Annotated in this window: 16 protein-coding genes; 8 read left to right on the plus strand and 8 right to left on the minus strand. The window is 45.7% G+C overall.

Annotation, left to right across the window (positions count from 1 at the left end; translation table 11 throughout):
- The first annotated feature begins 5 nt into the window (after nt 1-5).
- From hutH to ACSF8X_RS11150, 4 genes are all read left to right on the plus strand, one after another.
- Nucleotides 6-1,541 carry a histidine ammonia-lyase gene (gene hutH / locus ACSF8X_RS11135; protein WP_500849967.1) on the plus strand — a complete coding sequence of 512 codons (1,536 nt, stop codon included), beginning with the start codon at nt 6-8 and terminating at the stop codon, nt 1,539-1,541.
- Between the two features lie 161 nt (nt 1,542-1,702).
- Nucleotides 1,703-2,572: a fructosamine kinase family protein gene (locus ACSF8X_RS11140; protein WP_047880559.1), complete on the plus strand. Its 870-nt coding sequence runs from the start codon at nt 1,703-1,705 to the stop codon at nt 2,570-2,572.
- A gap of 87 nt (nt 2,573-2,659) precedes the next feature.
- Nucleotides 2,660-3,319, plus strand: a complete 660-nt coding sequence (hxpB, locus tag ACSF8X_RS11145) for a hexitol phosphatase HxpB (protein WP_047880560.1) — start codon at nt 2,660-2,662, stop codon at nt 3,317-3,319.
- Between the two features lie 325 nt (nt 3,320-3,644).
- Nucleotides 3,645-3,848: a CPXCG motif-containing cysteine-rich protein gene (locus ACSF8X_RS11150; protein WP_047880561.1), complete on the plus strand. Its 204-nt coding sequence runs from the start codon at nt 3,645-3,647 to the stop codon at nt 3,846-3,848.
- Between the two features lie 84 nt (nt 3,849-3,932).
- Here ACSF8X_RS11150 and ACSF8X_RS11155 read toward each other — a convergent pair whose 3' ends face one another.
- Nucleotides 3,933-4,541, minus strand: coding sequence for a riboflavin synthase subunit alpha (locus ACSF8X_RS11155; RefSeq protein ID WP_500849968.1), 609 nt, complete (start codon nt 4,539-4,541; stop codon nt 3,933-3,935).
- A gap of 226 nt (nt 4,542-4,767) precedes the next feature.
- On the opposite strand from ACSF8X_RS11155, the gene ACSF8X_RS11160 reads away from it, so the two are divergent.
- From ACSF8X_RS11160 to ACSF8X_RS11175, 4 genes are all read left to right on the plus strand, one after another.
- Nucleotides 4,768-6,138: an MATE family efflux transporter gene (locus tag ACSF8X_RS11160; RefSeq protein ID WP_500849969.1), complete on the plus strand. Its 1,371-nt coding sequence runs from the start codon at nt 4,768-4,770 to the stop codon at nt 6,136-6,138.
- A gap of 331 nt (nt 6,139-6,469) precedes the next feature.
- Nucleotides 6,470-7,426 (plus strand): DUF3080 domain-containing protein, encoded by a 957-nt coding sequence (locus tag ACSF8X_RS11165; RefSeq protein WP_500851184.1) that lies wholly within the window; start codon nt 6,470-6,472, stop codon nt 7,424-7,426.
- Nucleotides 7,427-7,560: 134 nt separating this feature from the next.
- Nucleotides 7,561-7,821 (plus strand): DUF5062 family protein, encoded by a 261-nt coding sequence (locus tag ACSF8X_RS11170; protein WP_047880565.1) that lies wholly within the window; start codon nt 7,561-7,563, stop codon nt 7,819-7,821.
- A gap of 70 nt (nt 7,822-7,891) precedes the next feature.
- Entirely contained in the window at nt 7,892-8,677 is a 786-nt protein-coding gene (locus ACSF8X_RS11175) for a ParA family protein (RefSeq protein WP_047880566.1), read from the plus strand.
- Between the two features lie 125 nt (nt 8,678-8,802).
- Here ACSF8X_RS11175 and ACSF8X_RS11180 read toward each other — a convergent pair whose 3' ends face one another.
- From ACSF8X_RS11180 to ACSF8X_RS11210, 7 genes are read right to left on the minus strand one after another with little or no spacing between them, the layout of a single operon-like run.
- Nucleotides 8,803-17,973 (minus strand): retention module-containing protein, encoded by a 9,171-nt coding sequence (locus ACSF8X_RS11180; protein WP_500849970.1) that lies wholly within the window; start codon nt 17,971-17,973, stop codon nt 8,803-8,805.
- Between the two features lie 7 nt (nt 17,974-17,980).
- Complete coding sequence (locus ACSF8X_RS11185; RefSeq protein WP_500849971.1) at nt 17,981-19,909, minus strand: bifunctional diguanylate cyclase/phosphodiesterase; 1,929 nt, start codon at nt 19,907-19,909, stop codon at nt 17,981-17,983.
- A 1-nt stretch (nt 19,910) separates the two neighbouring features.
- Nucleotides 19,911-20,591 carry a transglutaminase-like cysteine peptidase gene (locus ACSF8X_RS11190; RefSeq protein WP_047881128.1) on the minus strand — a complete coding sequence of 227 codons (681 nt, stop codon included), beginning with the start codon at nt 20,589-20,591 and terminating at the stop codon, nt 19,911-19,913.
- Between the two features lie 5 nt (nt 20,592-20,596).
- The gene (locus ACSF8X_RS11195; RefSeq protein ID WP_500849972.1) at nt 20,597-21,202 is read right to left on the minus strand and encodes an OmpA family protein; all 606 of its coding nucleotides are present in this window, start codon (nt 21,200-21,202) and stop codon (nt 20,597-20,599) included.
- On the minus strand, nt 21,199-22,506 hold the full coding sequence (locus ACSF8X_RS11200; protein ID WP_500849973.1) for a TolC family outer membrane protein: 1,308 nt from the start codon (nt 22,504-22,506) through the stop codon (nt 21,199-21,201). Before ACSF8X_RS11200 ends, ACSF8X_RS11195 begins: the two co-directional genes overlap by 4 nt.
- Nucleotides 22,507-22,551: 45 nt before the next feature.
- Nucleotides 22,552-23,925 carry an HlyD family type I secretion periplasmic adaptor subunit gene (locus ACSF8X_RS11205; RefSeq protein ID WP_047881131.1) on the minus strand — a complete coding sequence of 458 codons (1,374 nt, stop codon included), beginning with the start codon at nt 23,923-23,925 and terminating at the stop codon, nt 22,552-22,554.
- Nucleotides 23,915-26,050 carry a type I secretion system permease/ATPase gene (locus ACSF8X_RS11210; RefSeq protein WP_500849974.1) on the minus strand — a complete coding sequence of 712 codons (2,136 nt, stop codon included), beginning with the start codon at nt 26,048-26,050 and terminating at the stop codon, nt 23,915-23,917. Before ACSF8X_RS11210 ends, ACSF8X_RS11205 begins: the two co-directional genes overlap by 11 nt.
- Nucleotides 26,051-26,449 lie beyond the last annotated feature (399 nt).

Raw genomic sequence — 26,449 nt, forward strand, 5'->3', positions numbered from 1 at the left:
ATGATATGCCCCACATAGAAATCAAACCGGGTGAACTGTCACTGAACGAATTACGGACGGTCAGCCGGAATCGCGTGACACTGTCACTCCATCGTAGTGCTTATGGAAAAATGGCAGAAAGTATCCGAATCGTCGAGAAAATAATTGCAGAAGAACAAGTGGTATACGGTATCAATACCGGCTTCGGATTACTTGCCAACACCCACATCGATGCGAAGGATCTCGAGATTCTTCAGCGTAGCATTGTCCTTTCCCATGCCGCTGGGATTGGTGATTTTATGGCAGACCACACCGTCCGCTTGATGATGGTACTTAAAATAAACAGTTTGGCCCGTGGATATTCAGGGATCCGGCCTCTGGTCGTCGATTCTCTTATCCGCTTGCTCAATGCCGACGTTTATCCTTGTATTCCCAAAAAAGGATCCGTTGGTGCGTCCGGTGATCTCGCGCCACTGGCTCATATGAGTACCGTACTGCTTGGTGAAGGCCAGGCTCGATACCAGGGAGAGATCATCAAAGGTGATGCCGCTCTAAAAATAGCAGGGCTCATCCCACTGACCCTCGCCCCCAAAGAAGGGTTGGCCTTGCTTAATGGCACCCAAGCATCCACGGCATTTGCCCTTGAGGGACTCTTTGCTACCGAGGATCTCTATGCTGCCGGAACGGTTTGCGGCGCTATGTCTGTCGATGCTGCTTTAGGCAGCAGAAAGCCTTTTGACAAACGGATACATCAGGCCCGTGGTCACCAAAGCCAAATTGATGCTGCGAGGGCTTACCGTCACCTTCTTGATGAGCATAGCGAAATAGGCCTATCCCACCAGCAATGTGACAAAGTACAAGATCCCTACTCGCTTCGCTGCCAGCCACAAGTCATGGGGGCCTGTTTGCAACAAATTCGCCAAGCGGCGGAGGTATTGAGAATCGAAGCCAATGCTGTCTCAGATAACCCTCTTATTTTTGCCGGCGACACAGAGATCCTCTCTGGCGGGAACTTTCATGCCGAACCGGTGGCGATGGCGGCCGATAACCTCGCTCTGGCTATTGCGGAAATAGGCAGTCTATCAGAAAGACGCACGGCACTGCTTATTGACAGCAATCTAAGCAAGCTGCCACCATTTTTGGTGAATAACGGCGGTGTTAATTCCGGGTTCATGATTGCACAAGTCACCTCTGCAGCCCTTGCCAGCGAAAACAAAACTCTTGCCCATCCCGCGTCCGTCGACAGTCTGCCAACCTCGGCAAATCAAGAGGATCATGTATCAATGGCCACCTTTGCCGGCAGACGGCTTGCCGATATGACAGACAACACCCGGGGAATAATCGCGGTCGAATTACTTGCCGCCAGCCAAGGGCTGGACTTTCGCTTACCCAACCGAAGCTCACCGCGGTTAGAACTAGCCAAGTCCATGTTACGTGCCCGTGTCAGCTTCTACGACAAAGACCGCTATTTTGCTCCGGATATAGAACAAGCCACCATCCTCGTTGCCGAGGCAAAATTTCATCAACTTATGCCAACCGGATTACTGCCAAGTACGCATTAAGATAATGGCATTTTCCGTACGTCCACTCTCATTCAAGCGTGATGAAAGGCACAGCATCGGTAAAAGCATGATAAATGCCTAATTCTTAATACCATAAATAGTCTACTATGTTTGAGAGGTTATTTTCCCCTCACCTAGATTGATGTTTCGTGGAGGATGCTATGTGGCAAGCGATTTCACACCAACTTTCCGAGGTACTCGGTAAGCCGTTTCAAATCACAGAACGGGAACCCGTTGAAGGCGGTGACATCAACGCCTGCTATTGCATAGGAAATGGCCAAGAACGCTATTTTGTGAAAATCAACGATCGCGACCAACTGGCGACATTCGAAACTGAAGCCGATAGCTTGCGCTTACTCAATGAAACTGACTGCATCGCAGTCCCACAATTCATCCATATCGGGACAGCTAAGGATAAATCCTTCCTAATATTGAATTATTTACCGACTAAGGTAATCAACGATCAAGCAGCCTTCGAGCTCGGACAGCAGCTAGCCAATATGCATGCTTGGGGAGAGCAAGTCGAATACGGTTTTGATCTGGACAATTATATTGGCCTGACCCCTCAACCTAACCAATGGCGTCGCAAATGGTGTCGTTTTTTCGCCGAGCAACGTATTGCTTGGCAATTACAACTTTGTAGTGAAAAAGGCATCCACTTTGCCAGCATTGATACGATCACAGCCAAAGTCATCAACCTATTGATGCACCATCAACCCAAGCCCTCTTTGCTGCATGGTGATTTATGGCATGGTAATACGGCGCTAACCGTTGATGGTCCGATCATTTTCGACCCGGCGAGTTACTGGGGGGATCGTGAATGTGACATCGCAATGACTGAACTATTCGGAGGCTTCCCGACATCTTTCTATGACGGCTACCAATCCATCTGGCCGTTAGACGAGGGCTATATCGCACGTAAGCCCCTGTATAACCTCTACCATATCCTTAATCACTGTAACTTATTTGGTGGTAGCTACATTACTCAGGCTGAACAGGAAATGCGGAAACTAGGGCTTATTGGCGACTGAGGATACCTCGATTAGTCTTGGGCATAAAGGGTTATTATGTTAGTTTATCAATACTTACATATCAGTCCCCTACCAGAGAACCGCACAATGTTACAAGCAGCTGTATTTGATATGGATGGCCTGCTGGTCGATTCCGAGCCATTCTGGCAACAAGCCCAAGTCGAAATATTTTCATCCCTAGGCGTCAACATTACCACTGAAGATACACACCAAACGATGGGATTGCGTATCGATCAGGTTGTTGAATACTGGTATGCCAAGCAACCTTGGCAAGAGCATAGCATTTCAGCAGTAACCGACATGGTCGTCTTGCGCGTTGAAGAGCTAGTAAAAGAGCATAAACCCATGCTGCCTGGTGTTATCGAGGCCATTGCAGCTTGTGAAGCTGCCGGATTAAAAATAGCCCTTGCTTCATCGTCACCCATGCAGTTGATAACCTCAACATTGGCAGCCCTATCGCTTGAAGACAAATTCAGCGCGGTACTGTCAGCTGAAACTCTGCGCTATGGCAAACCCCATCCTGAAGTCTATATCAATGCCGCTGACGCACTTGGTGTAGCTCCTCAGCATTGCATTGCTTTTGAGGACTCGGTCAATGGCCTACTTGCAGCGAAAGCCGCGCAAATGAAAGGTATCGCCGTTCCCGACGCCGCCTACGCGAATGATCCTCGCTGGGCAATCGCTGACAAAAAACTTAACTCGCTGCTCGAAGTAAATACGCAGTTACTTTCTTCGCTTAAGTGCTAATTTTTCCATGACAATGAATGCAGGACTAAGCAAAAAGCGCCTGCATTTATTTTTAGGCAATAAAGCCTGAAATTTGAGGCAATATTGCCCGATGTTTTTTCATCTCGACATTCGCCTTTATCAAAACATCTAGTCTTTTCTTCCAACATCGATACCCCACTCATAACTGAATAGCAAAATCCTCTACCCAGTCAAAATTTACAGTTAATTTTGAGCGAAAACGAACAGCAATCGCTAAAGTTAAATCAACAGAAGAAAAAAGATTTGTTGCAAGGTCAGGTAATCAAATCACCTCTCCATAACGCATCATCTCGAGGAGTTGATAATGAAAAATTATTCTGAAAAATCAGTCGAGTGCCCTCACTGCGGCCATCATATCCATATTACTCTCGATGCCAGTGCTGGTAGTCAAGAATTTTACGATGACTGCCCTGCCTGCTGTCATGCCATCCATCTAAACATGCAAGTTGATGAACTTCACAAAACCATCAACTTATTTGTTGATGCTGACGACGAGCAGATTTTTTAACCCATCTATATCCAAATCCAAGTAACCTCCAATTTGATTAACACTGATTAATTAACGCTGAAGGTTACTTGGTTAAATACTTCCTCACCCTCTCTGGGCTAACACACGTTCAACGGTATCAACTATCGCCTGAGTTTGAGGATCAATTTCCATATTGACCATATCGCCAACCTGCCGAGATCCAAACAATGTACGCTGAAGGGTTTCTGGAATAAGGTGTACGCAAAAACGCCCCTCCTCAACGTGGCCAATCGTCAACGAACAGCCGTCTAAACCAATGTAACCCTTACGTAAAATATACTTCTGGTATTGTTCAGGAATGGTAAACCAAATCGTACAGTTATTAGGCGTTGTATCAATCTTGGCTATTTCTACAACTGCGTTAATATGGCCCGACATTGAATGGCCGCCAATTTCGTCACCAAAGCGAGCAGCACGTTCAATATTGACATGATCACCCGTGTTTAACTGGCCCAGATTTGTCACTGCCAACGTTTCTTGCATCAAATCAAAGCTGACTCGATCCCCATCGACTTTTGTCACGGTAAGGCAACACCCGTTATGCGCAACCGATGCACCCAACGCCAAACCATCCCGCATCGACTCGCTCAATTCAAGGACGTGTGTTTGAAATTGCTCTTTCTTTTCAATAGCCACAACCTCTGCGGTCCCTTGAACAATACCCGTAAACATAATTATTCCCCCCTATGTGTATTGCACCATTATACCAAAGCCACTACACAGAAGAGAGCGCAATAAAAGGCGAGCTCGATACATGATTTAACGTACTCTAAATCCTGCATCTTATGTAATTGGGAGATACGCCTTATCAATTGTATGAACTAACTACACATAACAATTGTAAGGTAAACGTTTGCCGCTATAATGCCCGCGTTTAGTACATTCAAAGGATTCTCTCGTGCAAAATTACCGACGTGAAACACGTCACTTGTTAAAACTTGCGATCCCCGTTCTCATAGCCTCTATTGCCCAAACATCTATGGGTTTTGTTGATACTGTTATGGCGGGAGGCGTGAGTGCGACAGATATGGCGGCAGTCTCAGTAGCCACAAGTATCTGGCTACCATCCATTTTATTTGGCGTCGGACTACTTATCGCTCTCGTTCCTATCGTGGCAACCCTTAACGGCTCTGGGAAAAAAGATAAAATACCTTTCGAGGTTCAGCACGGCTTTTTGCTGGCCCTGATTATGTCTGTACCTATTATGTTAATTCTGTACAACGCAGGTGTACTGATCAACATGATGGATGTTGAGCCGGCCTTGGCAGAAAAAACCATTGGTTATCTCCATGCCGTCGTCTTCGCCGTACCTGGCTTTTTGTTTTTCCAAACATTAAAATGCTACTCCGAAGGCTTGTCACTCACCATTCCCGCTATGGTGATTGGTTTTATCGGCCTTGCGGCAAACATCCCGCTTAACTGGATTTTCGTTTACGGTAAATTCGGCGCACCAGCGATGGGCGGCGTGGGTTGTGGTGTTGCTACCGCGCTAGTCTATTGGCTAATGTTTTTCTCGATGCTGGTTTATATCAAGTTCAACAAACACTTGAACCGTATCGGGCTATTTGAAAAATGGCATAAACCACAGCTTAAAGCACTCACTCGTTTGTTCAGACTTGGCCTGCCCGTTGCTGCCTCCATTTTCTTCGAAGTTTCTCTGTTTGCAGCCATTGCCTTGTTGATCTCACCTCTAGGTTCAATCACAGTTGCAGCCCACCAGATCGCAAGTAACTTCTCATCACTGATCTTCATGATCCCGATGAGTCTGGGATCTGCCTTGAGTATCCGAGTGGGATATCTGCTCGGTCGAGAGAATGTCTTCGAAGCGAAGATCGCTAGCCGCTGTGGTTTACTCGTTGCCTTGACTATCGCAATCCTCACTGCAACTTCAACAGTACTGTTCCGTGAGCATATTGCACTGATGTACACTGACAACCCTGAAGTTATCCTCATTGCTGGCCAACTACTGTTTCTTGCCGCTATCTACCAATGTACCGATGCCATCCAAGTGGTCGCGGCCGGTGCTCTGCGTGGATATAAAGATATGCGAGCTATCTTTATCCGCACATTCATCGCGTACTGGATTCTGGGATTGCCAATTGGCTACATCTTAGGTATTTCCGGTTTGTTTATTGAACCTATGGGTCCACACGGATTCTGGATTGGTAACATCATTGGCTTGACCTCGGCAGCCATAATGCTGGCTACGCGACTACGATGGGTTCATCGCCAAGATTTCAATGCACAGTTAGCAATGTCGCACCGATAATCATCGTTTATAAAACAGACTCTTAAAGGTGGCTCTGGCCACCTTTTCTTTGGCTCGATTTTCCCGTAAAGCCACCGTCTAATCAAATCTACACCTTGATTAGACATCAATGTATTCTCACTAAAACAAGCCTATTGAGGTTACTTGGGTATATAATTTCTATAACAATGTTGCATAACGGAGCATCATTATTTCTGACCCGATACAGAGCCTTATCTTTACCCTATTCCATTCTGCCCGACGTCATTGGCAGAAAGTAGCTATCTTTTCTTCCGCTCTCCTACTTTCAGCCATACTCAGTGGCTGTGAGCAGAACAGTACAATTGCCAGCCTGAAGCAATACCAACAAAGGCTCGCCAATGTTCTCGATATCCCCTCCCCAGCTCTGCCTGAACCAAATGTCATTCCCTTCCCCGATAAACGAGACCTGTATATCCCGATTGATGACATTCGGATCAACTTAATTGATGCCTATGAACTAAGAAAATGCGGACTATTTAATTTAATCGCAGAAAGAAACTCGATCCTGGGTAAAGTCCAAGATAAAACACGACAACTCCGCTATGAAATTATGCTCACCAATGGCTTGCAGTACTGCATCCAAAACTTACCCGCAGATTCAACGTTGATTCATACCCTGCAAGATATTCATAAACAAAAACAGACCCAATTGCCCTTGCATATCTGGAACATGCTAACCACAGGCCAAGAATGGCGGCAACAATGGGTCATTCACCACCAAGTATTTCCGTTAACCTCATTCTATGGCTTCGATGAACTCATGGGAGCTATATCATATTTAACCTTGATCAACGCTCAAATTGAAAAAGCGAAATACATCGAAAACACTGAACTTGAACGGCTACTCACCCATCAGCAAACACTGCATCCATTTCACTATTTCGGGCAACTTATCTACTCTATGGAAACCGCGATTGTCTGGCTCAATAGCATTACCGGTATGCTGGCAAACCAGCAGAAACATATCATTTGCGGCAAAAACCATAATCAGCAAAAAGCTGAATATCTCAGCAATGTTTTCTATAAATTCTTTGCCAAAGATATTCAACCTTACCTTGCAAAATTAGACTCACAGTACAACCAGATCCAACCCAAACTCAATGAACTGTTCTCAAGTCAATTAGAACAGCACCTCCACCTACAGGGTTACTATAATCACTATCTTACCAATGAGCTTCAACTGCGCTTCAGGACTGCAACTCTCAATCATGTTGAGCAATGGAAACAAATCTTCCAGCGTTGCAACATCAAAGTCGGAACACGTTAAGATACAGCAAGGTACTTTAGATGGTATATTCAATATACCCAAGCAACCTCAAGATGCAGGGTTCAGAGTGAGATAACGTGGGTATAGACCCCTGTAATAAATACTGGGCAAATAATTTGAAAAGGATGTACTTGATGAAAAAAATCAAGAATGAGGCCAAATTACTAAAACAAGCCATCACCCTCGGAATGGCTTTCGCCAAAAAGCAAGGATTTGCTGATCTTGACCGCTCAACCTCACCCAAAGACAAAGTGGAATGCATCTATCGACTTCTTGTTGCAGCTCAGCAAATTACCCCTTTACCAGCGGATAAAGAAGATGGGCCCAACATGAAACATAAACTTGTTTTATGGATATCGCGTTTATTACCACCGGATCACGAGTTACTACAATAAGCATTGCGGCGCATAAATTGGTCATGTACCGTATTCGGTATGAACATAGTCCAAGGCAGGATACCCAAATATGCGTCGTGTTATTTTCAATCAAAAAGGCGGGGTGGGCAAATCAAGTATTGCAGCTAATCTCGCCGCTCTCAGTGCCGCACAGGGTTACAAGACCTTACTTGTTGACCTTGATGTACAAGGAAATAGTAGTCATTACCTCGGGCTCGGTGAGCTCAACAATCACGATAAAAGCATTGCCGATCTTCTCAATCAAACTGTCGGTTGGTTTTCGGTTTCAACACCAATAAAAAGTTACCCCCAACAAACCGCTTATGACAATCTGTTCCTTATCCCTTCTAGTCAGAAGCTTGAAAAAATTGAAGCCGAGTTAGAACGTCGCTACAAAATCTATAAATTACGTGATGCGCTTAAAGAACTAGAAGAGGACTTTGACCGGATCTACATAGATACGCCCCCTAATCTCAACTTTTACAGCAAAGCCGCGCTAATTGCCGCAGATCGGCTCCTTATTCCTTTTGATTGTGACAGTTTCTCTCAGCAAGCTCTGATAACCCTACTTAATAATGTCGCTGAACTACGCGAAGATCATAATAGGCAACTCAGTGTTGAAGGGATCATTGTCAATATGTTTAACGCACAAGCAAAATTCCCAACACAGATCGTTAATGATCTTCAAGATCTTGGGTTACCCATCCTTCAGCCCTACTTGCCGCTCTCAATCAAGATGAAAGAGTCACACTATCAGCAAACGCCATTAATCCATCTTTTCCCGCAACACAAACTCACTTTGGCATTCAAACAACTCTTTGAGCATATCGACAAAACACAAACTGTTACCCTGTAATACCAATCACAGTCAGTAATGGACGGACATAAATAGCGTAGGAAAAATAGTTGGTATAACCCAAGCCCAAAACACAAAAAGCCCATTGTCACCAATGGGCTTTACTTTCTTTTATGTGCTAACAATTATTTATCAATAGTCAACTGACCCTGGATCAGCAAGTCATCAATCAAGGTATTAACATCAACCCTGTTGGCATCTCCTTCCAAGATAATTTGCTGTGTTACCCCACGTCCACCCAACCCATCGGTATCAACGTGAAGAATAACGTCATTCCCATCAACGGTGGCTGACAAGTACTGATCCAAGTTACTTTCATTTTCACCGACCAGTAAGCCAGACAGGTCCAAAATATCAGCTTCTGTATTAATGTCGATATGACCAAATTCGAAGTCGGTAATAATATCTACAGCGACACTATCATTCGCGGTAATACTCTGCGATTCATGCTGCAACTCAATATCATCACCCGATAGCCAACGGAAAATATCCTGCCCTTCACGGCCTTCCAGTACATCACCGTAATGCCGCCCATCGGCTTTACCTGCACCGCCACCATTTTGCTGGCCGTTCACTCCACCCATAATGACGTCATTGCCGGCCCCACCAATAATATGATCATTGCCATCAGCACCATTGATAACAGCACCAAGCGTAGGGTCATAAGCCTCTGGATTTTTAATACCCGGTGCGATAGGCATTCCCTGATCATCAAATGTTGCACCGAAGGCATAAGTCATTTCACTATTGACGACATATAAGTTGTCATCACCACCACGACCTTCAGCCATCACTGGCTCAGCAACGTCATCAACGAAGTAATCAAATTCCACCACTTTGATATTACCAGCAGTGTCTTCTGTTTTAACAGTATAGCCATCCGTTAAACTACCACCGTTCTGATTCGTCATGGTTATCCACGTCTCGTAGTCATTAACACCCGCGTCAATCCCTACTTGAGTGACTGTAATTTTCCCTTGGCTATCAATAGCAAAATATCCATCCTCAGTTAGCGTATTTAGCTGGTTGTTATGATAGAAACCAACTGCAACGATATCAGTTTCAGTCCCACTCAATACACTACCGACAACATCACCGGTAGCTAGGGTGTTTTCATCAACGCGTGCACTAACATCATTACCCGAGGAATGAGTATCAATTGTCACTTCCAGTGGATTATTAGGATCAAGCTGCGCGGTATTACCCGCGGTATCAGTAACGATAACAGCCAGTTGATAGTCGCCATCCACTAATGGAGACTCAGGGCGATAACGCCACTCATCATTGACAAGCTCAATGCCACCATCAACCAGCCATTGACCGTTAACATATACTGCTTTCGCCGTAATCTGACTCCCATCAGTTTGCGACGTCAACACGATAGAGATCTCTTCTACATCCGAATCTATTGCACCAATAGCAAAAACCGGCTTAGTAATATTTGTAATATTGTCACTATCACTACCGCCACTATCACTGGCAGCCATCAAATCTGCTGTAGGAGTAGAAATCGTTGCATCAACCTCGAACTCTAACTGGTTGCTTGTCGTGTTGCCGGCTAAATCTGTCACCCCTACATCCACTCGATACTCACCATCAGGCAATGGCTCATTCGGCTGATAGGTGCCATCATCAAGCAGCACAATTTCGGTACCAACCGCAGACCATTGTCCATTAGGTCCTTTGACCATCAGCTGAATCGTCGCATCAGCATCTGCATCAATTTGGCCGATATCAAAAACGGGCTGCTTAACATTTGTTAGGTTATCACTACCGTTCGTACCGCTGTCACTAACATCTTGAAGATCAATAAGTGGCTTACTCAACCAAATATCAACTTTGCTACTGTCAACAACCTCTCCAGAACCATTACCTACCTTATCTATGACTTCTGCAGAAACTTCCACTCCCGGCTCTTGCTGACCATTGACTTCAATAGAACCAAGGCTAACTTCAACGAATATGCCATTATTCAGATCATCCAATGTTACTAGTCGGTCAACCAAAATAGTTCCATCGGTATCTTTAACAATGATGCGGTCATCAACTGCTGTATCTGCATTTAATGTCACTTTCGCGGTAACTGTTGATTCATACCCCGCCGACATTTCATTAATGTTGTAGATACCATCAGCATTAATATCGCCCAGCAGCTCAACACTCGGGGCCGGAGCGGCGCCAGTATCGACCAAGGCGCTGTCGCTGGCTTCCGGCGATGGGTTACCAACCTTGTCGATCACCTGCGCGGTGACTTCAACCTTATCGCCGACTACTGAACCTTCAACCAGAATACCGTTGGTTAGATCGTCTGCGGTCACCTCACGGTCAACCAGCACGTTGCCATTGGTGTCGGTAATAATGACGCGATCACCCTCAACGGTGCCCGAGGCGAGAGTCACTTTGGCGGTAACGGTACCGTCTGCACCCAGTTCGGCACTGTTGTAGATACCGTCATTGTTGCTGTCACCCAGCAGCTCCACAGATGGGGCCGGGGCGGCATCCGTATCCACCAAGGCACTGTCGCTGGCTTCCGGTGATGGGTTGCCGACCTTGTCGATCACCTGTGCGGTGACCTCGACCTTGTCGCCGACTACTGAACCTTCAACCAGAATACCGTTGGTTAGGTCAGCAGCTGTCACCTCACGGTCAACCAGTACGTTGCCACTGGTGTCGGTAATGACGATCCAATCGCCTTCTGCCGTCGTGGCATCCAAGGTGATCTTGGCTGTGACCGTACCGTCAGCACCCAGTTCGGCACTGTTGTAGATACCATCATTGTTGCTGTCGCCCAGCAGTTCTACAGATGGGGCCAGTGCAGCACCCGTATCGACCAAGGCGCTGTCGCTGGCTTCCGGTGATGGGTTGCCGACCTTGTCGATCACCTGAGCGGTCACTTCGACCTTGTCGCCCACCACCGAGCCTTCAACCAGAATACCGTTGGTTAAGTCAGTAGCAGTCACCTCTCGGTCAACCAGCACGTTACCATTGGTGTCGGTGATAATGATCCGATCGCCTTCTGCCGTCGTGGCATCCAAGGTGATCTTGGCTGTGACCGTACCGTCAGCACCCAGTTCGGCACTGTTGTAGATACCATCATTATTGCTGTCGCCCAGCAGTTCCACAGATGGGGCCAGTGCGGCACCCGTATCGACCAAGGCGCTGTCGCTGGCTTCCGGTGATGGGTTGCCGACCTTGTCGATCACCTGAGCGGTCACTTCGACCTTGTCGCCCACCACCGAGCCTTCAACCAAAATACCGTTGGTTAAGTCAGTAGCAGTCACCTCTCGGTCAACCAGCACGTTACCATTGGTGTCGGTGATAATGATCCGATCGCCTTCTGCCGTCGTGGCATCCAAGGTGATCTTGGCTGTGACCGTACCGTCAGCACCCAGTTCGGCGCTGTTGTAAATACCGTCACTGTTGCTGTCGCCCAGCAGTTCTACACTCGGGGCCGGTGTAGCACCCGTATCGACCAAGGCGCTGTCGCTGGCTTCCGGCGATGGGTTGCCGACCTTGTCGATCACCTGCGCGGTCACCTCGACCTTATCACCCACCACAGAGCCTTCAACATAGATGCCGTTAGCCAAGTCAGCGGCGGTCACTTCACGGTCAACCAATACGTTGCCGTTGGTGTCGGTGATAATGATGCGATCGCCCTCGACAGTGCCCGAGGCCAACGTCACTTTGGCGGTAACGGTGCCGTCAGCACCCAGTTCAGCGCTGTTGTAGATACCGTCATTGTTGCTGTCACCCAGCAGTTCTACAGATGGAGCCGGTGTAGCACCCGTATCGACCAAGGCACTATCGCTGGCTTCCGGTGATGGGTTGCCAACTTTATCGATCACCTGCGCGGAGACCTCGACCTTGTCGCCGACTACTGAACCTTCGACCAGAATACCATTGGTCAAATCGTCTGCTGTGACCTCACGGTCAACCAGCACGTTGCCGTTGGTGTCGGTAATAATGATCCGGTCTCCCTCGACGGTGCCTGAGGCCAACGTCACTTTGGCAGTGACCGTACCGTCAGCACCCAGTTCGGCGCTGTTGTAGATACCGTCACTGTTGCTGTCACCCAGCAGTTCTACAGATGGGGCCGGAGCGGCGCCCGTATCGACCAAGGCGCTGTCACTGGCTTCCGGTGACGGATTACCAACCTTGTCGATCACCTGCGCGGTCACTTCAACCTTGTCGCCGACGACTGAACCTTCGACCAAAATACCGTTGGTCAAATCATCTGCTGTGACCTCACGGTCAACCAGTACGTTGCCATTGGTGTCGGTAATAATGATGCGATCGCCCTCGACAGTGCCCGAGGCCAACGTCACTTTGGCTGTGACCGTACCGTCAGCACCCAGTTCGGCACTGTTGTAGATACCGTCATTGTTGCTGTCTCCTAACAGCTCTACAGCAGGTGCCGCTGCACTATTATCAACAACTGCACTATCTGTAGCTTCAGGCGATAGATTACCAGCCTTGTCGATCACCTGCGCGGTGACCTCGACCTTGTCACCGACTACAGAGCCTTCAACATAGATGCCGTTAGCCAAGTCAGCGGCGGTCACCTCACGGTCAACCAGCACGTTGCCATTGGTATCGGTGATAATGATCCGATCGCCTTCTGCCGTCGTGGCATCCAAGGTGACCTTGGCAGTAACGGTGCCGTCAGCACCCAGTTCGGAGCTGTTGTAGATACCGTCACTGTTGCTGTCGCCCAGCAGTTCTACAGATGGAGCCGGTGTGGCGCCAGCATCGACCAAGGCGCTGTCGCTGGCTTCCGGCGATGGGTTACCGACCTTGTCGATCACCTGCGCGGTCACTTCGACTTTATCGCCGACTACTGAACCTTCAACCAGAATACCGTTGGTCAAATCGTCTGCTGTGACCTCGCGGTCAACCAACACGTTGCCATTGGTGTCGGTAATAATGATCCGATCGCCTTCTACCGTAGACACATCCAAGGTGATCTTAGCTGTGACCGTACCGTCAGCACCCAGTTCGGCGCTGTTGTAGATACCGTCATTGTTGCTGTCGCCTAACAGTTCAACACTCGGGGCTGGTGCGTCGCCCGTATCGACCAAAGCGTTGTCGCTGGCTTCCGGAGATGAGTTACCAACCTTGTCGATCACCTGCGCGGTCACCTCGACCTTGTCTCCCACCACTGAACCTTCAACATGGATGCCGTTAGCCAAGTCAGCAGCGGTCACTTCGCGGTCAACCAGCACGTTACCGTTGGTATCGGTGATAATGATCCGATCGCCTTCGACGGTGCCCGAGGCCAACGTCACTTTGGCGGTAACGGTGCCATCAGCACCCAGTTCGGCACTGTTGAAGATACCGTCATTGTTGCTGTCTCCCAGCAGCTCTACAGATGGCGCCGGTGTAGCACCGGTGTCGACCAAGGCACTATCGCTGGCTTCCGGAGATGGGTTACCGCCCTTGTCGATCACCTGCGCAGTGACTTCGACCTTATCGCCGACTACTGAACCTTCAACATGGATGCCGTTAGCCAAGTCAGCGGCGGTCACCTCACGATCAACCAGCACGTTGCCATTGGTGTCGGTAATAATGATCCGGTCACCCTCGACAGTGCCCGAAGCCAACGTCACTTTGGCGGTAACGGTGCCGTCAGCCCCCAGTTCGGCACTGTTGTAGATACCGTCATTGTTGCTGTCGCCCAGCAGTTCTACAGATGGAGCCGGTGTAGCACCGGTGTCGACCAAGGCACTGTCGCTGGCTTCCGGTGATGGGTTGCCGACCTTATCAATCACCTGCGCAGTCACTTCGACCTTGTCGCCAACTACTGAACCTTCAACATGGATGCCGCTAGCCAAGTCAGCAGCGGTCACTTCGCGGTCAACCAATACGTTGCCATTGGTGTCGGTGATAATGACCCGATCGCCTTCTGCTGTAGACGCATCCAAGGTGATCTTGGCTGTGACCGTACCGTCAGCACCCAGTTCAGCGCTGTTGTAGATACCGTCATTGTTGCTGTCGCCCAGTAGTTCTACAGATGGAGTCGGTGTAGCACCCGTATCCACCAAGGCGCTGTCGCTGGCTTCCGGTGATGGGTTGCCGACCTTGTCGATCACCTGCGCAGTCACCTCGACCTTGTCGCCAACCACAGAGCCTTCGACCAGAATACCGTTAGCCAAGTCAGCAGCGGTCACCTCACGATCAACCAGCACGTTGCCATTGGTGTCGGTAATAATGATGCGATCGCCCTCGACAGTGCCCGAGGCCAACGTCACTTTGGCTGTGACCGTACCATCAGCACCCAGTTCGGTGCTGTTGTAGATACCGTCATTGTTACTATCACCCAGCAGTTCAACACTCGGGGCTGGTGCGTCGCCAGTGTCGACCAAAGCGCTGTCGCTGGCTTCCGGCGATGGGTTGCCGACCTTGTCGATCACCTGCGCGGTCACTTCGACCTTATCGCCCACCACAGAGCCTTCAACCAGAATACCGTTGGTTAGGTCCTCGGCTGTCACTTCGCGATCAACCAGCACGTTGCCGTTGGTGTCGGTAATAATGATCCGGTCACCCTCGACAGTGCCTGAGGCCAATGTCACTTCGGCGGTAACAGTGCCGTCAGCGCCCAGTTCGGCACTGTTGTAGATACCGTCATTGTTGCTGTCGCCCAGCAGTTCCACAGATGGAGCTGGAGCGGCACCCGTATCCACCAAGGCGCTGTCGCTGGCTTCCGGTGATGGGTTGCCAACCTTGTCGATCACCTGTGCGGTCACCTCAACCTTGTCGCCTACTACAGAGCCTTCAACATGGATGCCGTTAGCCAAATCGGCGGCGGTGACTTCACGGTCAACCAATACGTTGCCATTGGTGTCGGTAATAATGATGCGATCGCCCTCGACAGTACCCGAGGCCAACGTCACTTTGGCGGTAACGGTGCCGTCAGCGCCCAGTTCGGCACTGTTGTAGATACCGTCATTGTTGCTGTCGCCCAGTAGTTCAACACTCGGGGCTGGTGCGGCGCCAGTGTCGACCAAGGCGCTGTCACTGGCTTCCGGAGACGTATTACCAACCTTGTCGATCACCTGCGCGGTGACCTCGACCTTATCGCCAACAACCGGAGTTTCCACCAATATTCCGTTGGTCAAATCATCTGCTGTGACCTCACGGTCAACCAGTACGTTGCCACTGGTGTCTTTAATAATGATGCGATCGCCTTCAACCGTATCGGGAGCCAACGTTATCTTAGCTGGAACAGTACTATTGCCACCCAATTCAGCATCATTATAAATACCGTCATTGTTAGCATCACCTAACAATTCAACGATAGGGGTTGATGCAGATAAGTCCGCTGGTGGAGCCTTTTCTGATACCAGCTCCGATGTATTTCCAGCAGAATCTTTAATATAAGCACTTACACTCGTATTAGGCACAACCTCAATATTCACATACCCTAGCGATGCTTCTTCGCTTGTAAGAACATGAACCTGCCCATTTATATATAAGGTATCAAGACCCGCTATAAAATCTGATGGTAATGAAATAGTCGCAGTCACTGTCCCATCAGGTCCTACTTCCTGTGCATTATAAATTCCATCAGCACCTGGGGATTCAAAGAAAATGACCGGGGGCAATGCTTCTGTATCTGCACTTGGTGCAGTACCCGTCACCAAGCTAGATACATTACCTGCTACATCTGTTATTTGAGTTGTAATTGTCGAATCTGGCGCTACCTGAAGCTCGATTAAACCAGACAGTATTTCGCTTTCTGACGGGTAATAGCTCTCACCATTAATGAGCATTGAATCAGTTTCAGGGTTGAAATCTGACGGTATCGTAATCGTTGCGGTTACGGTACCATCAGGACCTAGTTCATCACTGTTATAAACATCATCAAATCCAGTGCTTTCGAAGTCGATTGAGGGGTTTAATATGCTGGAATCAATCGTTACCTGAATAGTATTTGATGACGCCTCATTACCAGCATCATCTTGTGCAACAGCCGTAATCGTATACGCTCCGTCAACGAGTGGAGATGATGGCCTAAAGACCCAATTGCCATCAACAAGACTTGCATCCCCCTCCTGAACTTTACCCGTCTCGTCAGAAACGACAGTCACTCGAATCGATACCACATCATCATCAATATTCGATAACTCAAAACTTGGTGATGTAATGTTCGTTAAGGAGTCACTATCACTTACACCTGTATCTTGTGACGATGGCAAACTAATTATCGGAGATGAAATCCATACATCAACTTCCGCTTCATCGACAATCAAGCCGGAACTGTTTCCCGCACCATCAATAACTTCTGCTGACACATAAATACGGTCATCAACAGGCAACACTTCCAACTCAAAACCATTGGTGATGTCATCTTCTGTCAGCGACTTCTCAACTAATACATTATTATTTGCATCTCGAATAATAATGATCTCACCAACTTCAGCGCTTTCAGGAACCGTTACCGTAACTGTCGCTGTTCCATCTTCGCCTAATTCTGTTTTATTAAAAACGTTATCGCCACCATCACCTAAAATTGTGACTTCAGGAATTGAAATGTAGACATCAACATCATATTCATGTGTATCTTCAGATGTCCCGTTCGAGGTAACCAATTCCGCTTTTACTTCGGAATTGTCAGCTAAAACACTACCCGGAACATAGATAGAAAACGAACCGTCTGAACCGACAGTTGTAACAAAAGTATGATCACCAACAATAATGTTGACCTCAACACCCGGTTTTACCCCATCTTCAACGTGACCGGTAATTAAAACATCACTTTGTGACTCAGCTATATTAATGATGTTATCACTCGTGATTGGGCCATCGAGGAATATTTTGGGGACGCCCTCTGATAAACTGTCAGCATTCCCCAATAGTCCATTTACATCAAATGAAACGTCATCTGTATCATGGCCTGCATCTGCAATAACATCTCGACCGAGACGGGTAATTTCGACAAAGCCCGAATTCACACTTGAAACACCAAGACCAGCAGCTGGCGCATCAAAATCTTCAGTTGGATCAACGCCATCTAAAATGGCCTGCTGAAGTCGTGCAATTTCATCATCGCTATCAAGGGACTTTAGGCGTCCCCCTTCATTGATAGAATCACATGTCGCACACTGTCCCTCGACGTTAAAACTGACATTAGGCGACGTAAATTCATAACTACTACCAGCAAGGCTAATGACAATAGCACCTGCGGGTACGGTATCTCCCGATTGAATAAAATGCTGCTCACCATTAACGTCAATGTAAAACACGCTACCTTTGACATTTGTAATGACTGTCGCTTTAGAGATTACTTGTTGTTCCATAACTTAATTACCCAATATATTCTGTAACAACGTGAGAGACGCCGGTGACATACCCTTGATAGCCATCAACACCTAACTCAAGGAATTTCACGCGTTGCTGATGATTTTCCACACGCGTAGCAATAACATCGATATCGAAGTTCTTCGCTGACTTGATTACACCTTTCACTAACTCGATACCTGCTGAACTATCACTTAGCATCGAACCATAAAAATAATCCAACTTCACATAGCTAGGCTTATACGAAATAACAGCATCCAATGATTTGAAATGACGACCAAAATTATCAACCCCCCAATTCAAACCATAACGCTCTAACAAACAAACAAACTTGGAAACTTGCTCTTCATAATAAACAAAAGCGCTTTCAGGGATCTCAAAAAAAACATTTATAAATTTATTTTTATTATATTGCAGATTTACATCCAACCACTGGCAAAGTGAGTCATCATAAAATGTACCCGCCATGATATTGACAGCGACATTGTTTTCACAGGAATTATTATCAAGTAAATATTCAATTACCGATTTATCAAATTCAGCACAGAGCTTCTGCTGCTCAATAAAATGAACAAACTCTCCTGCCTGATAGGATTTCCCATCAACACCAATAGATAATAAAAACTCTTGATGTAAGACAGTTTTATCATCATTCGCAATAGCTGGCATAACCCTAAATTTGTAATTTTTTAGTGAAATAGCTTTACGTATAACATATAACCAATCCATTTTACCTAGTGCATCATTATTCTGATGCTGGACAGAAAAACCACATTCCGAATTTTTCGCAGACTGAACAGCATTATCAACCATTGACAGTAGCTGCTTTACGCTCCCCACCCCATCGGTAACCACAGATCCAGAATATACATTGATATCAGATAATTTATGGTAGGGTACAAACTGCTTAATTATACTATAGTGACATTTTTTAACTAAATCTTCAGCGTCTGATAATGCCATCTGTGGTAGAAAAAAAATAAACTCTGTATTTGATATACGAGCTAATACAACCTGTTCAATAGCATCAACTTGATGTGACAACTCTCGACTTATTTGATAAACCATTTTATCGCGAGTACCAAAACCATACTTTTGATAGATTTCATTAATACTGTCGCATGCAATCATAAAAATACTACAACTCGTATTTTCCTGAAGGTATGACTCTATCTGGGCATAAAGATATTCTCGATTACCTAAACCTGACACCTTATCTTGCAACACTCGTTTACGAAGCTCATACGCTTCTTGCTGCTGGTTCTCATATTCATGCTTAAGCTTTTCTGCCATTTTTTGCATAGCACGACTTAGTGTCGATAATTCACTTACCCTCGGTTCAATCACCGTCGCATCAAATTTATTTTCACCTAGAAATTCAGCATAAACGGTTAGGTGAGCAAGTGGCTTTAAGATAAACTTCAACACGCGATTTATCACTAATGCTGTAGTTAAAAAAGCAGCAAGAAACCACAGAGACAAGTTCATCGTGCTATACCATAACTGCTGCATAGCCATGCCGGTATTACTGATAATTGTCAATTCACCGATTTGAAGCCAACCAGATGATATAACAAACTTTTCTTCAATAGGTTGAAAGCCAAAATAGGTTTCGAACCATTTAGGAACCTGTGTCAATGAAGTTTCTATCTCTCGCTGGAACACTCGCTTATCTTTAAATGCCTGAAAGCTAATTTTTTTATAATATCCACTATCAAATGCTGCAAATATCGCTGTTTCGATCCCAACATTGCTGTTTTTTTCATACTGAATAGGTATGACAAGTGCAAGTGAATTCGCTGTATTGTTTACAGTATTTATCTGTTGCTCACTCAAATATCCACGAACAGAATAATACTGAATACTAAAAACCACGCTGTATAGCGCAGTCAATATAAACAAAACTGAAAATAAGATTCTCTTATATAAGCTCATATTAGTAACTTAATCTGATTGCTGGGACTTTTAAATCTCCACGACTATATCTATCTCTCATCAATGTCCATTTACTCAATCTTGTCGACTTCCCTGTTAACTGTCCCCGTCCACGTTCCTTCATTAACCAAAGGTGTTGGGCATTAAAGCTATAGATAGGAACCAAGTCTTCCCTCTGTGTTGCCAGCTTCATATCAGGATCAATATTATCCAATATATAAGGAATTGAAGAAGGTTCAGGATAATATGCTACAACCATGTGAAACTGATCCAAACTTAGTGCCTTAACATATATCAACCTAATTTTTTCATCAGAAACCCCTAGTTCTCTAAGGGTGAAATATTTCGCAATGCTAAAATCTTCACAGTCACCACCTTTCGCACCGATAAACTCGATAGGCGTTGCCCAATAATCTTCAAGTCCCCATAATTTCACATCATCAATAAATGTAAGTTGGTTAAAAAATTGATTCACATCGCCAAGTCTCTGCATTTCAGTACGACTTTTAGCTTGTGATTTATAAATCAATTTCTGCCATTCGTTCAGTCTCAACTTAGCATCATCACCATAAATTTTAGCGGCTTTCTCAATATCTTTATCATCAAGAAAATTTTCAGTATGGGCATACCCTATAAGCACCCCCATACAAACAACCACGATAACAAGTACCTTCAATTTCATTCTAACTATAAAGTCGATTCCATTGTGTAGATATGCCATTTATAGTCAGTATAGGTATCTGATGACTTGAATTGAGTCGTTACACGTCTATTTAATGTGTCAGCCTGGACAGTGTTATTGTTAAGCAATAACTTTTGCTCACCGACCGGTAATATTTCCAATCGTTCTGCAGACAACCCTCGTGAGACAAAAAGCTGTTTTACAGCTTCCGCCCTTTTCTTCGATAACTGTAAGTTATATTCAGCGGAACCTGACGCACTTGCATGTCCCTCAAGCACCAACGACAACCCGGGGTTTTTATTTAAAACACCAACAATGCGCTTAACTTCTGCTAGCTGATTAGAGTGGATATTGGCTGAATCGTGATCAAACAACACAATGAGTTCACCATCTGCAATGCTGGTAATATCAAACGGACAACCATCGTTGTTCACAACAGCCCCCATCACCGTATCAACACATAGATCACGCTCATTAATTACGCCATCGCGGTCGTTATCAAATTGATCAGAATCCTGATTAGCAATCATCCCTACCGGCGAGGTTGAACATCCCGACAATACCAAGGCTCCAACAATAGGAAGCCAGAAGAATTTACTACGCAACATCATTTTTCTCCTGCTTTCCAATCCTTCGGAACTGTTACATATAAAGCATCAAGCAATTTACCCGTCGAATTAATCAAGCGGTATTGCGCTTCAAGGTGGTCATAATCAGCAGCAACATAAGATTTTCTAGCCTCAAATAGCTCATTTTCCGTATTAAGCACATCTAGTAACGTACGCGAGCCTAGCTTGAACTGCTGTTTATACGCTTCAAGAGTCTTAAAGCTTTGCTCAACGTGCTGCTGGTAATAACCTTTTTGCTGCTCAAGAATTTCAGCGGCGCTCCAAGACAAGCGGGTACTCTCTTCAACCTGACGAACAGTATTGGCGCTGATATTTTTAGCTTGCTGAATTCGAGAAGCCGATTCAGAGACGCGCGCTTGGTCTCGACCACCACCAAATAAGTTATAGTTCAAGCGGAGCATCGCACTGAACTCGTCGTCTGTCCCTCTTACGCCGTCATAGTCTTTGCTGAAACTCTGCTCGACATACACATCAATTTCAGGGTAATAACCGGATTTAGAAGCGTCATATTGTGAATGAGCAGCCTCTACATCTTTCAATGACGATGACACTGTCGGGTTGTGTTGCTTGGCTAATTCCAACGCCGCCTCAAGTGATGCAGGAATAAAGCGATCATCGACATCAGGCTGAATCAAGTTACCCGGCATTTCATTAACTAAACGAAGATACTGATCGGTAACGTCACTAACATTATTCTGAGCCGAAAGAACATTGGCTTGAGCACGGGCAACACGACCATTGATCTGCGATACATCCGCACTTGAACCTAATCCCGACTTGGTTTTCTTGGTAATATCTTTCTGATAGCGCAAATGCGTCTCAAGGTTTTTCTGCGCTAAGCCAAGTAGTGTCTGCTCGCGGATAACATCTAGATATGCCTGTGTAACTTTCAGTGCATAGTTTTCTGCAAAGTACAAAACACGGTAACGTTCGGCTTCAGCTTCAAACTCCGTCCGATCAATATTCGAAGAAACACCAAAACCATCAAAAATTAGCTGACGCAAACGCAAAGAGGCTTGCCGACCGGTCAATTCTTCGGTTGTTGATGCAATTTCTCGATCACGTTCGCGACGCTGGTAGCCGACTTCGCCGCTGAGATCCAACGAGGGCAAGTAATCAGCGGTAGCTTGATCAACAATTGAAAGTCTCGCGTTGTAGCTTTCAACAACTTCTTTTACTTCCGGGCTAGTTGTAAGGCCTTTGGTCACCGCTTCTTCAATAGAAATGGCCCATACCGACGGAACGCACAATGCACCTATGCATAATGATAACAACTGCTTTTTCATAAACTCTCCATGAATGACAAACTCCTAACAAGCCACAAGGTATTACTACCGCTCTCTCAGGGCGTTTTGTTTGGCCTTAAGTAATGGTTTCAATAAGTAATCCATCACTGTCTTTTTTCCTGTGAGAATGTCTGCCTGAGCAAGCATCCCCGGTTTTATCTTGTAAGGCTTATCGCCAGAAATAAGCTCATTGGCATAAGTACGAATACGTACCAAATAAAATGCATTGCCTTCTTCGTCTTGAATTGTGTCTGCAGAAACATGCTCGACAACACCCTGCAGCCCTCCATAGATCGTAAAATCATATGCCGTGAACTTAACAATACTCTCCAATCCCTGACGTATAAAAGCGATGTCTTTCGGGCTGATATTTGCTTCTATCAATAACGTATCTTGGCTAGGTACAATTTCCATTAGCTCCATACCTGGCTGGATAACCCCACCGACGGTATTTATATTGATTGTTTTGACGATGCCATTAACTGGCGAGATAACCGTTGTTCGCTTAACCCTGTCTTCCAAGCCAACATTGGATGCAGACAAAGTATTCAACTTATCGTTGAGATCATTAAGCTCAGCCTGTGACTCGCTGCGAAACACAAAGGCTGCCTCGCGATAGCGTGTAATAGCACCACGGATCTCGGCGTCTAGCTTCGGCAGTGACAACGTTAACTGACGAAGTTTGCCTTCTAAGTCATTAACCTGTCGTTCCAGCTTCAGAATATCGACCATCGGCACAATACCTTCCTCAGCCAAAGGTCGGCTCATTTGCAACTCTTTTTCCGCCAAGGCAACGCTACGCTCTAGAGTTTTGATCTGTGATCGGGCTTCTTGAATTGATTGCTTTTTCTCTTCGACTTGATGGGTGAAGGTTTGGAGCTGATTAGCCAATTCCTCCAAGCGTGTTCGAGATTCCTTTTGCTGCCCATCGACAATACTTGGGTGTTCTGCTGCGAAATCAGAAGAAAAAGGGATCGGAACAATCGTGACTTTTACACTTTTCTGCCAATCGGATAACGATCTAACGGCACTTACCTGAACACTGCTTATCTCATGCTTAAGCCGAAAAACAGCCGCATGAAGGCTGTCCGTTTCACTCTTTCCCGCAATCAAATCAGAACGAAACAAGGTGTCATCAATAACCAATAATGATTGCCCTTTTTTTACCTCATCACCCTCATCAACTTGAATAGACTTAATTATTCCTCCTTCAAGGTTTTGGATGATCTGAACTTGATCAGCCGGAATTACCTTGCCAATACCAACCGTGACCTCATCAAGTTCGGCAAAACTCGCCCATACAATCGCAACTAGCACAAAAGCAAAAACCATTCGAACCAAAGCCCGCGCTTGGCCTGGTACATCCATCGCTACTGCGGCTGAGGTCTGACTGTAATATTCATGAGCCCTATGCTGCATGCACCCTCCTTACCGCGGCGAAATTGCCATCTGACAAGGCTTTAATCACGGAATCCCTTTCGCCATCAAGTACGACTCGGCCACCATCAAGTACAATGACTCGATCGACAATATCCAACATGCTTGTCTTGTGAGTAACGAGGATCAAGGTTTGATCAGGAGAGAGCTGTGACAGTTGATTCTTGACATGATGCTCTGTGCGAGTATCCATCTGCGATGTAGGCTCATCCATAATATAGAGCGATACCGGATTCAAAAATGCGCGTGCTAATGCGACTGACTGACGCTGCCCGCCAGACAAATAACGCCCAGATTCGCCCACCTGCCTTTCCAACCCTTCGCTATCATGCCGGGTAAATTGTGTTACTCCAGCACGCATTGCAGCATCTTGAATACTGGCCATATCAGCATCAGGCTGACCAAGCGAAATGTTATCTCGAATCGAACCGTAAAAAAGCTGTATATCTTGTGGTACTGCCCCTATTTGACGACGAACAAATGCCGGGTTGTACTGCTGAATATTCAATCCATCCAGCAAAATAGCCCCGCTATCTGGCTCATAAAAGTTAAGCAGCAACTTCTCTAAGGTCGTTTTCCCAGCCCCAATACGGCCAATAATCGCGACCTTTTCACCCGCCTGAACCTTGAATGAGATATTTTTTAGAATTTGCTTATCATCTGATTTATAGCGAAATGATACATTCCTCAATTCAAGCTCACCGCGCAGATTATCTTTAGAGATATAACGTCTTTTCGGTTGCTGCTCTTGAGGTGTATTCATAATCTCATCAAGCTGGGCGTATGATGTCATTACCTGCGAATAACGAGTTGCCAAACCTGCAATCTGCATCATGGGCTGTAAACAACGGCCTGAAAGCATTACGGTGGCAATGATCGCCCCCATTGATATGACATTTTCTGCCAGTAGATAAACCCCGTAGACAACAAGACCTACACTGACTAACTGCTGCATGAACCCAGTCAGAGTCATCACTAAATTAGTTAACCAACGAGTCTTGTTGCCCCATGTCGCCATATGGGTTACAGCTTGCTCCCATTTAAACTGAAACTGCCCCTCTGCGTTATGAGCTTTTACTGATTCGATACCCTGTAGGCTCTCGTATAAATTGGCATTTTTCTGGGCTGCAAGTTGATTAGACTGCTCTATCGTTTCATTCAAAGGCTTTTGAATCAGCAAACTGGCAATCACTACCAACATCATGGCAATGATCGGCACAATAACCAAAGGACCCGCTATGAGCGTTATCACTCCAAGCATAAGAATCGCAAAAGGCAAATCAATCAAAGACGTAATAGTCGTTGATGCCAAAAAACCACGAACAGACTCAAACTCTTGAAGATGTTTGCTATATACACCAACAGATTCCGGCCGGTTACTTAATTTCATCCCAAGGGTTCTTGCATAGATCACAGCCGACATCAATATATCCGTTTTCTTTCCGGCTAAATCAATGAACCAGCTACGCATTATTTTCATGACAAAGTCAAAAACAAAAACAATACAGACACCAGCGGCTAGCACCCATAATGAATCAAACGCCAAATTAGGCACAACACGGTCATAAACATTCATCGTGAATAATGGCGTTGCTAAAGCAAATGCATTAATCAGCAACGAAGCAAATACGACATCAATATATATCCGCTTAGTTTTTAGAACTGGTCCCCAAAACCAGTGATCACCTAATAATATTGATTGCGATATTTTAGCCCGAGCCTCAACGGCTGGTTGAGTACTAACAACGGCACTCACGCCCGTCATGGCTTCCTCTATAACGGACACTGGCATTGTACATACGCCATTATCAGTAAGGCATTGAACACCCTCACTATCAACTGATAAAACAATAAGATAACATTCGCCATCCACTTCAACGACTGAAGGGAAGCCATTAAGTTCTGAAATAGCTATAGTATTAGGTTGATGCTCAACAATAATACCTACATTCTGACAAGCTACTGCTAATTGAGTGAAGTGTAAATTATTATCCGGCGATGATACACCAGACATTAATAAATCCTCACTAAATGGAAGGTTAAAATATGATGATATACGAGACACTGTATCAATTAACGTCATAGATGCTATATGAATATCTGTCACAACCCCTCCTTTCAAATTCGAGTCAGAAATTTGACAACATATTACATGATAATTGCGATATTTCGCCAGTAAATCAACCAGTAACAAAGAAGCGCTATGAATAATAACAAACCAGATAATAATATATATCACCACAAAAAATCACACAGGGTATATATAAATATAAAACGAACTGGACAGAAATTATTTAAATGCTCATCGGGTATTAATCATCATTTTATGATGATATATATCCAAAATATTTTTTTATATAACGTAATATATTACAGCATGCCAGACTGTTTAATTCCTTTAATTTTAAGTCAAGTTTCACCCACTTTGATAAATGCACCTGTAGCGGTTCAAAACAACAGTTTCACTTCGGCCTCATAACAACGTGACGACAACTAGCAAGACGAG

It is taken from the genome of Photobacterium panuliri, assembly GCF_059920555.1.